The following is a 9,748-nucleotide window of genomic DNA, read 5'->3' as shown; positions in this document are numbered from 1 at the left end:
GCCCGCTGCCTGGGCCTCGACCTCACCGACAGGTACCGCGCGCTCGCCACCCCCGACGGCCGGCCCCGGATCCTCCCCGCGCACCCGGACGCCGCACTGCCCGCCGGCCGACTCGGCGTCGGACCCGCCGTCCCCGTACCGGACCTGCCCCGCTCCTGGGCCGCCGCCCGCATCGCCCTGCGCCTCACCGCCGAGGGCACGGCCCAGGACCCCGGCCCAGACGTCGTCCACGCGGACGGCCTCGGCGACATTGCGCTGCTCGCCGGCCTGGTCGCACCGGGCGCCGAGGCCCCGCCGGACGTACGCATCCTCGAGTCCGCGGCGGCGCGCGCCCCCTGGGTGCTGGCCACCCTGCACGCCGTCGCCTCGACGACAAGCCTGCGGGCGGCGGCCGCCGAGATCAACGTCCACCACTCCACACTCCAGGACCGGTTGACCCAGGCCGAGACCCTGCTCGGCTGGCCGGTGCGCACCCCGGAGGGCCGGTTCCGGCTCCAACTGGCCCTGAGGATGCGCCTCTTGGCTCGGCCGTAAGGACCACGCGGGGTGAATCCCGTGATCCCGGCAGCAAAAGCGAAGCCGGCGGTGGACCTGACCCTCGGTGAGGGAGTCGTGCCGCACGGGTGAAGCATGCGACAAACCCTCTCCCGCAGCCGGCCGAAGTGCGCCATGGTGCCTGCGAGTTGCAGGGATCAGCCACCAGAGACCCACAGGACGCGTTGAAGGGGCAGCCGATGGAAGCGTGGGACGATGCGCGGCAGGGTGAGGAGGCCGCGGCCCGGCGCGGCACCGGGCGGCGCAGATTCCTCGGATACGTGCTGGCGGCACCGACCCTGACCGTCGCCGCCCAGCTCGGCGGGGCGGCGCTCGCTCCCCGGCAGGCCTCCGCGCAGGCCGCGGCACAGGCCCCGTCCGTGGTCCCGTCCCTGCCCGGCCCGGCCGAGATCTACGACCTCAACGACATGCTCACGCATGCCACCCTGCCCACGGCGAACCTCATCACCATCCGCATCGACGCCGACGGCACGGCCGCCTTCGCACTGCCCCGGGCCGAGGTGGGACAGGGCATCACCACCTCCAGCGCCATGCTGATCGCCGAGGAACTCGACCTGCCGCTCGACAAGGTACGGGTCACGCTCGCCGATGCCCGGCCCGAGCTGCTCTTCAACCAGCTCACCGGCGGCTCCAACACCACCATCTCCACCTTCACCCCGATCCGCGTGGCCGCCGCCGTCGCCCGGGGCCGGCTGCTGCGCGCCGCCGCCCTCGAACTCGGCGAGGTGGTCGGCTCGCTCACCGCCCGCGCCGGAGCCGTCGTCTCCACGACCGGGCGCAGCCTCACCTACGGCGAGCTGGCCGAGAAGGCGGCCGCCCTCACCGACACCGCGGTCGAAGTGACCCTCAAAGACCGGTCCCGGTTCACCGTCATCGGAACCCCGCAGCGGCGGATCGACGCCCTTGAGGCGGTCACCGGCCGCAAGAAGTTCGCCATGGACGTGCAGGTGCCCGACGCGCTGCCCACCATGGTGTGCCGGCCCCCGACCATCAACGGCACCGTCCGTTCGGTCGCGAACCTCGACGCGGTCCGCACCATGCCCGGGATCACCGACGTCGTACGGATCTCCACCGGCGTCGCCGTCCGCGGCCGCACTTTCGACCAGTGCATCGACGCCGTCCGCGCCCTGAAGGTCACCTGGGGACCCGGCACTGCCGACGGCGCATCCGACGAGACCGTTCTGCGCAAGCTGAAGGCTGCCGAACCGCCTCTCGTCGTATCACCGTTGCCGCTCCTCACCAAGGCCGTCGACGCCCGTTTCACCTTCCACTTCGCCAGCAACAGCGCCCTGGAGACCAACTGCGCCATCGCCGACGTACGCGCCGACTCGGCCGAGATCTGGGCCGGCCTCAAGTCCCCGGTCGTCACCCAGGAGCAGATTGCCCGCCGGCTCGGTCTGCCGATCGGCGCCGTCAGGGTCCATGTCACCGAGGGCGGCGGCTCGTTCGGACGCAAGTTGTTCTACGACGCCGCCAGTGAGGCCGCCGAGATCTCGAAGGCCATGGGAAAGCCCGTGAAGCTGATGTGGCACCGCGCCGACGACTTCCGTCAGGGGCGCACGCACCCCATGTCGACCTCGCGGGTCCGGGCCACCTACACGCCCGGCGAGGTCCTCACGTATGCGCAGCGCCACACCTCGGTCGCCACCGACTTCGGGCATGGAATCGGCGAGATCATCACCGCCCAAGCAGCTTCACTGCCGGTCGCCGATCTCACCTTCTCCGAGACGCTCTTCCAGCTCACGCAGCAGAGCCCGTACCACTTCGGCGCCACCACCATGCTGCTCAACGAGACCGACAACGGCTACAACACCGGCGCGATGCGGAACATCTACTCGCCCAACGTGCGCTGCGCTCAGGAACTGGTCGTCGACGAGCTCGCGAGGCGGATGGGCGACCAGGACCCGTATGCATTCCGCCGCCGGTTCCTCAAGGACGAACGGGCCAGGGCAGTCCTCGACAAGGTCGCGGAGCTCGGCAGGTGGGGCCGGACCATGCCCGCCGGCACCGCCCAGGGCATCGCGGTCCACCCCGAGTACCACTCCTTCGTCGCCGTGCTCGCCGAGATCGACTGCCGGCCCGAGACCACCGGGCGGAAGATCCCCGACGCGTACACCGGGCCCCGGGTCACCAAGGTCGTCTGCGCCGTCGACGTCGGACTGGCCGTCAACCCACTCGGCCTGGAAGCCCAGATGATGGGCGGGATCATCGACGGCATCGCCCTCACCCTCACCTCCGGACTCCACCTCCACGACGGGCACTTCCTGGAGGGGAGCTGGGACAACTACTTCTACACCCGGCAGTGGAACACCCCGCCCGAGCTGGAGATCGTCGTCATGCCGCCGACCACCGGCCGACCGGGCGGCGCGGGGGAGCTGGCTGTCGCGGGCGCGATGGCCGCCGTCGCCTGCGCCTACGGACGCGCCACCGGCACCATGCCGACGACCTTCCCCGTCAACCACGCCGAACCGCTCGGCTTCGAGCCGCCGCCCACCATCCCGCCGGTCCCGGCCTCGCCGACCGACGGCCTCGACCGCGCCTTCTAGACAGGAGTCCCTGTGCCGCAGCACACCTTCATCCTCAACGGCAGGGCCGTCACGGCGGAGGTCGAGGACGACGTCCGGCTGCTGTGGGTGCTCCGAGACGTCCTCGATGTCACCGGACCGAAGTACGGCTGCGGGGTCGGCGTCTGCCGGGCCTGCACCAGCCACATCAACGGCAGGGCGTTCACCCCCTGCACCGTCCCGGTCAAGGACATCACGCCCACCGACGAGATCACCACCATCGAAGGCCTCCCCGCCACCGTCGGCAGGGACCTGCACCCCCTGCAGGAGGCCTGGCTCGACCTCGACGTCGCCCAGTGCGGCTACTGCCAGCCCGGTCAGATCATGACGGCGGTCGCGCAGGTGCGCCGGGCGCGGGAGGAGGGGCGGGAGATCGACGACGCCGACCTGGACGAGATCCGCAACATATGCCGCTGCGGCACCTACAACCGCATCCGCGAGGCGATCGTCGCGGGGGCCCGGCGCATGCCGTGACACATTCCCGAAGGTCGGTCTCACGCCTTGTTGTTGTCGATGTGCGGCGCGTTGAGGTACACCCGCTCTCGATGTCAGTGGTGGCTGCCATGATGCCCGGCAACATCGACAGCACGGGAGCACGACATGGTGGAGCAGGCGGTACGACCGATAGTCGAGGCGATCGTCGCCAAGGCCCCGAACGGCTGGACGCACGCGGTCCTGCACGGGCGGGCAGGGCGGGGCGGTACCGGAGTGACCGGCGGCTACAGCCGGCACGAGGAGAAGTGGAACACAGGCCTGCCCAACCCCTACGAGGAACTCATGGCACTGGCGGAGAGACTGCGCGAAAGCCGCGGTTGGGAGCCCGTCAGCCTGGAGATTCAGTGCCGGCCGTCAGGCGAGTACCGGCTCGTCGCCTTCAACGACGCCATCAGCAGGGTGATCGGGATGAGCAGCGGCTTCCAGGTGGTCCTGGACCCCGACTACCGGTTGCCCCAGCCCGGCCGGCATCAGGAGCCCGGCACCGGCGCGCCGGCGGGCGACCCCGAACTGGCCGTGGCCCGCTTCCGCGCCTACCTCGAGCGGCGCGCCGCGATCCTGGGACACTCCGAGGAACTGCCCCCGCCCGCCCCCGCCGCCGCGATCGAGGAGGCCGAACGCCGTCTGGGCCGCCGCCTGCCCCCCGACCTGCGGGCGCTCTACCTGATCGCCGACGGCGACGACACCGGCCACCAGTACCGCTACCTGTTCCCGGGCAACGTCTGGCTGTCGCTGAAGAGCATGGTCGCCGAGCACACCAAGTGGGGCGCGGGCGAACGGCCCTGGTACGGCTGGGACCTGGAATGGGAGGCCGTCGTCTTCGACACCACCCCCACCGAGACCGTCCGCCGCTGTGGCGGCCACCCCGGCTGGCTGCGCTTCGGCAGCAGCGTGGACGGCAACTACCTGGCCGTGGACACGGCTCCGGCCCTCAACGGCCGCCCCGGCCAGATCATCCGGACCGGCCGCGACTACGACGAGGGACCCGCCTACGTCGCCGACTCGATCACGTCACTCCTGGGCCACTACCTGGAACTCCTTGACCAGGGCGCTTACGAGAAGGACGGCGACCACATCCACTTGCTCGAACCCGACCACGATCCCGCACCGCAGCAGATCATCGGCGGCGACGTCCCCGACGAGGTCCCGCCCACCCTCCAGGCGATCCACGTCAACAACGTCACCGGCCTCGTTGACCTCGCCCCGCTCACCGCCGCCCCCAACCTCCGCCGCCTGCACCTCAACCGCTCCACCGCCGCCGACCTGTCACCCGTGCGCGAACTGCCCGTCGAATCCCTGCGTGTCACCCTCACCACAGGCGATCTGACTCCCCTCGAAGCCCACCCCCACCTCACCTCCCTCGACCTGACCACCACCGGCCCGGCCGGCATCACCCCTCTGCGCACCGTCCCCCACCTGCGGGGCCTCGACCTCTCGGGAGCCGACGTCCCCGACCTGCCCGTCCTGGCCGACCTTCCGGACCTCCGCTACCTCTCCCTCACCGCCCGCCAGTGGGCCACCCTCCTGAATGAAGCCAAGGTGCCGCCCACCCTCACCGCCGCTCACCTGGCCGAGGCGAACGCCACCCTCGACGACGCCCTGGCCTGGGCAGCCCGCCTCGGCCTCGGCACCGACAACGCCCTGCGTCTCTCCGGCACCCTGAAGACCGTCGACGGGTGAAAGGCGCCGCCCCGGCGACGACGAAGCAACCTGAGGCGGCCTCAGGTCGAGCCGACTGCAGGCCGTCCCCGTCCTCAGTTCGCGGTGTAACCGAGCTGACGCCTCATGTAAGGGGTCATGAGCGTCTTCGCCTTGGCCAGGACGGTGGTACGGCTGCCGAGGACCGCGGTCTCGCCGCCCGGTACGGGCAGCACGGTCAGTCCGTCGGCGGAGCCGAACGGCACGATGATCGGGCTGCGCCGGACCGGCTGGTACATGCGGGGCTGCTTTCGGTGCCTGCCGGAACTGTTCAGGTAGGTGCGGATGTTGTGGGCGGCGAGGTCCGGCTGGGCGAGCGCGGTGGGGGTGATCTTGAACTCGCCGGCGTCGTTGACGTCGCCGACCGCGAACACGTCCGCCTTTCCCTCGACCCGGAGCATCCGGTCGACCTTCACCTGCCCGGCCGCGTTGAGCCAGTCGCCGTGCCCGGCCAGGCGCAGCCAGAGCGTGTTGGGGGTGGTGCCCGTCGTCCAGAAGGAGAGGTCGGCCTCGACGATGTTGCCGTCGGCGTCGCGGTAGGTGCCGAAGTCATTGCCGGGCGACATGAAGGAGTCGAGCCGTACCGAGACGTCGTGGGACTCCAGCCAGGCGCGGGCCTTGCGCCCGGCCCGCGCACTGCCCGTGGCATGGAGCAGCGCCGGCCCGGCATGGGCGAGCGTGACCCGGGCGTCCGGCCGGGCCAGCCGGATCTCGGCGCTGAGCTCGACGCCGGACGGCCCGCCGCCGACGACGAGGACGTGATCGGCGGCGGCGATGTTCCGCTGATGCACTGCGAACGACGTGGCCGCCTCCTCGGCAGTGGTGCCGGTGAAGCGGGCCGGTTCCGGGTAGTCGGCGCCGGTGGCGATCACCAGTACGTCGTACGGCAGCCGTTCGCCCGTGGCCAGCACCACCTGCCGCTCGCCGGTCTCGACGCGGACCGCCTTGCCCACGACCACACTGCCGTGGCTCAGCAGTCGGTCGTACGGAATGAAGGGCGTCGCCGACCATTCCGGGCGCACTCCGGCGCGCAGGGAGGCGATGCGGTGGAAGAAGATCTCCTTGCGGTCCACCAGCGTGACCCGTGCCGTCCCGTCCAGCCGTTTCGCCAGCCGGACGCCCGCATAGCCGCCGCCGATCACCACTACGTCGCCGTCATACACACCGAGTCTCCTGTGCCTGGTGGGGGAGCGAGTGCCGCGGTGCGGGTGCTCCGTCGGCCACTCGCCTGCCGGTGAGCGTAACGCTTGAAAGATAAAGTTTCAGCGAGGGCGTGTGGGCGTTCCGTGAAGCGACAAGGATCACGAACCCGCAAAGAAGCTCAAGCGCACCTTGCGTTCAAGATTGTCCCGATTCGTATCCACCAGGCACACCGACTGCCACGTCCCCAGCTCAAGCCGTCCGTCCAGTACGGGCAGGGTCGCATGCGGGGGGACGAGTGCCGGGAGGACGTGGTCGCGGCCGTGGCCGGGGCTGCCGTGGCGGTGCTGCCAGCGGTCGTCGGCGGGGAGCAGGGTGTGCAGCGCGGCGAGGAGGTCGTCGTCGCTGCCCGCGCCCGTTTCGATGATCGCGATGCCGGCCGTGGCGTGCGGGACGAAGACGTTGAGCAGGCCGTCGCGGCCGGCGGCCACCTCGCTCAGGAAGACCTCGCAGTCACGGGTGAGGTCGACGACGTTCTCCGCGGAACCGGTGGCGACGTGCAGAACTCGGGTGCTGAACACATCTGACATGTCTCCATCCTGGCCCACGAGCCGCCGCCCAGGCCCGCCGGACCGCGCGGGAAGATCCACGGACTCGACGCTGTTGGTGGAAGCGTGAACAACAGGCGCGAGGTCGAGGTTGTCGTCATAGGCGCCGGTCAGGCCGGACTGGCCGGCGCATATCACCTGCGGCGGACCGGTTTTGAGCCGGACCGTGACTTCGTGGTGCTGGACCACTCCCCCGGTCCGGGCGGCGCGTGGCAGTTCCGGTGGCCTTCGCTGACGTACGGCAAGGTGCACGGGATGCACGCGCTGCCGGGGATGGAGCTGACGGGTGCCGATCCGGCGCGGCCGTCGTCGGAGGTGATCCGCGAGTACTTCGCCGCATACGAGAAGACGTTCGACCTGCGCGTACGGCGGCCGGTCGACGTGCGCTCCGTGCGGGAGGGCCCGGGCGGGCGACTGCTCGTCGAGACCTCGGCCGGGGACTGGGCCACGCGGGCACTGATCAACGCGACCGGTACCTGGGACCGGCCTTTCTGGCCGCGCTATCCGGGCCAGGAGACCTTCCGCGGACGGCAGTTGCACACCGCGCAGTACCCCGGGCCCGAGGAGTTCGCCGGACAGCGGGTCGTCGTGGTGGGCGGCGGCGCCTCCGGTACGCAACATCTGCTGGAGATCGCCCCGTACGCGGCCGCCACCACCTGGGTGACACGGCGGCCGCCCGTCTTCCGTGAGGGGCCCTTCGACGAAAATGCCGGCCGGGCGGCGGTCGCGCTCGTGGAGGAACGGGTACGGCAGGGACTGCCGCCCAAGAGTGTGGTGTCCGTCACGGGCCTGCCGCTGAACGACGCCATTCGGCAGGGGCTGACGGACGGAGTGCTGGACCGGCAGCCGATGTTCGACCGGATCACGCCGGACGGTGTCGAGTGGCAGGACGGACGGCACGTCAGCGCCGACGTCATCCTCTGGGCGACCGGATTCCGGGCCGCCATCGACCACCTGGCGCCGCTGCGGCTGCGCGAACCGGGCGGCGGCATCCGGGTGGACGGAACGCGCGCGGTCGCCGACCCACGGATCCACCTCGTCGGCTACGGCCCCTCGGCCAGCACCATCGGCGCCAACCGGGCCGGGCGGGCGGCCGTACGGGACATCAGACGACTGCTGGCCGAGGAGCGGCCCGTCGCCGCATGACGTCCCGCCGGTGCCGTGCGGCCGCCTCGCCGCCCGATGTTCCGACGGGTCACCGCGTCGGCTGCGGGCTCACGCTCGTCTGCTGCGCGTTGAACTCGGCGACATTGCGCTGGTGCTCCGCGTAGTCGGCCGTGAAGCGGGTGTCGCCCGGCTTGACCGTGACGAAGTACAGCCAGTTTCCCGGGGTCGGGTTGATCGCGGCACGCATCGCCTCCTCGCCCGGGTTGTCGATCGGCGTGGGCGGCAGGCCCATGCGCTGATACGAGTTGTAGGGGCTGTCGATACGGGTGTCGTTCAGCGTCGTCCTCAACTTGGTGCGGTTGAGGGCGTAGTTGATCGTGGAGTCCATCTGGAGCGGCATACCGCGCTCCAGCCGGTTGAAGATGACCCGGGCCACCTTCCCCATGTCGGCCTTGGTCGCGGCCTCGGCCTGGACGATGCTCGCGATGGTGACCGCCTGGTAGACGTTCATTGCGTTGCGCTGCGCCCCGGCGGCGATCGGGGCGCCGTTGAACTTCCTGTTGGCGGTGTCGACCATCGTCGACAGCAACTGCTCCGGCGTCGCCTTCTCGGACAGCGGATATGTCGCCGGGAAGAGGTAGCCCTCCGGGTTGCCGTCGGCGTCGTTCGGCAGTTTCAGCTTGGCTCTGGGAAGGACCTTCTTGGTGGTGCCGGGGGGCAGTTCGAGGACCTTGTCGACGGCCTCGTAGACCTGGCCGGCGCGCCAGCCCTCCGGGATCACCAGCGATGTGGGTCTGGCCTCCTCGTCGTCCCCGTGGGTCAGCAGCGGCACCGCCACGGCGGTGCCGGCCAGGACGGCTCCGATTGCGATGAGGGCGGCACGGCCCCGGCGCGTCAGTCGAGTCCTGCGAGTCGTGCTCCGTGGCGGAGTATTCGTCTGCATGCGGGCACGGTAACCCGCACATCCCCACAAACCCGGCATATCGTCATCTTGTCGGCTCAAGTTGGGCGTCCCGGCGTACCAGCGCCGCATACCGCCCGTCGCGCTCCAACAGCTCCTCGTGCGTGCCCCGTTCGACCGCGCGCCCGGCGTCCAGGACCACGATCTGGTCGGCACCCCGAATGGTGGACAGCCGGTGGGCGATGGTGAGCGTCGTCCGGTTGGCCGACAGCGCGTCGATCGCCTCCTGGACGGCGCGTTCGGTGCGGGTGTCCAGCGCACTGGTCGCCTCGTCGAGAATCAGCACCGGCGGATCGCGCAGGATCGTACGGGCGATGGCCAGGCGCTGCTTCTCGCCGCCGGAGAAGCGGTGGCCGCGCTCACCGACCACGGTGTCGTAGCCGTCGGGCAGGGCGGCGATGTGATCGTGGATCTGGGCTGCCCGGGCCGCCGCGTGCAGCTCCTCGTCGGTGGCATCGGGTTTGGCGAAGCGGAGGTTGTCGGCAACCGAGGCATGGAAGAGGTACGTCTCCTGGGAGACGACGCCGACCGCCCGGGCGAGGGTGTCGAAGTCCAGGTCGCGGACATCGACGCCGTCGAGGGTGACCCGGCCGCCCGTCCCGTCGTACAGCCGCGGCACC

9 protein-coding genes are annotated in these 9,748 nt (G+C 70.8%); 5 read left to right on the top strand and 4 right to left on the bottom strand.

Annotated elements, in window-relative coordinates; translation table 11 throughout:
• The 4 genes from ACTWQJ_RS38165 to ACTWQJ_RS38150 all read left to right on the top strand — a co-directional run.
• Nucleotides 1-534: helix-turn-helix domain-containing protein (locus ACTWQJ_RS38165; protein ID WP_443311028.1), on the top strand; the 534-nt coding region annotated here is incomplete at its 5' end.
• Between the two features lie 200 nt (nt 535-734).
• Complete coding sequence (locus ACTWQJ_RS38160; protein WP_443311027.1) at nt 735-3,101, top strand: molybdopterin cofactor-binding domain-containing protein; 2,367 nt, start codon at nt 735-737, stop codon at nt 3,099-3,101.
• 12 nt (nt 3,102-3,113) lie between these two features.
• A complete protein-coding gene (locus tag ACTWQJ_RS38155; protein ID WP_443311026.1) occupies nt 3,114-3,593 on the top strand; it encodes a (2Fe-2S)-binding protein in 480 nt (159 codons plus the stop codon).
• A 126-nt stretch (nt 3,594-3,719) separates the two neighbouring features.
• Nucleotides 3,720-5,294, top strand: a complete 1,575-nt coding sequence (locus tag ACTWQJ_RS38150) for an SMI1/KNR4 family protein (protein ID WP_443311025.1) — start codon at nt 3,720-3,722, stop codon at nt 5,292-5,294.
• Between the two features lie 74 nt (nt 5,295-5,368).
• On the opposite strand, the gene ACTWQJ_RS38145 is transcribed toward ACTWQJ_RS38150, so the two are convergent.
• The gene (locus ACTWQJ_RS38145; protein ID WP_443311024.1) at nt 5,369-6,475 is read right to left on the bottom strand and encodes an NAD(P)/FAD-dependent oxidoreductase; all 1,107 of its coding nucleotides are present in this window, start codon (nt 6,473-6,475) and stop codon (nt 5,369-5,371) included.
• A 138-nt stretch (nt 6,476-6,613) separates the two neighbouring features.
• On the bottom strand, nt 6,614-7,042 hold the full coding sequence (locus ACTWQJ_RS38140; protein WP_443311023.1) for a secondary thiamine-phosphate synthase enzyme YjbQ: 429 nt from the start codon (nt 7,040-7,042) through the stop codon (nt 6,614-6,616).
• 84 nt (nt 7,043-7,126) lie between these two features.
• Between ACTWQJ_RS38140 and ACTWQJ_RS38135 the strand changes: the two genes are divergently transcribed.
• Nucleotides 7,127-8,206: an NAD(P)-binding domain-containing protein gene (locus ACTWQJ_RS38135; protein ID WP_443311022.1), complete on the top strand. Its 1,080-nt coding sequence runs from the start codon at nt 7,127-7,129 to the stop codon at nt 8,204-8,206.
• Nucleotides 8,207-8,255: 49 nt separating this feature from the next.
• Here ACTWQJ_RS38135 and mltG read toward each other — a convergent pair whose 3' ends face one another.
• Both mltG and ACTWQJ_RS38125 read right to left on the bottom strand, forming a co-directional pair.
• The gene (gene mltG / locus ACTWQJ_RS38130; protein WP_443311021.1) at nt 8,256-9,110 is read right to left on the bottom strand and encodes an endolytic transglycosylase MltG; all 855 of its coding nucleotides are present in this window, start codon (nt 9,108-9,110) and stop codon (nt 8,256-8,258) included.
• Between the two features lie 43 nt (nt 9,111-9,153).
• A partial coding sequence (locus tag ACTWQJ_RS38125) for an ABC transporter ATP-binding protein (RefSeq protein WP_443311020.1) occupies nt 9,154-9,748 on the bottom strand: 595 nt, incomplete at its 5' end.

The organism is Streptomyces sp. KR55 (genome assembly GCF_052245645.1).
GTDB lineage: Bacteria > Actinomycetota > Actinomycetes > Streptomycetales > Streptomycetaceae > Streptomyces > Streptomyces flavusporus.
This window is presented reverse-complemented; position numbering and strand designations above follow the sequence as displayed.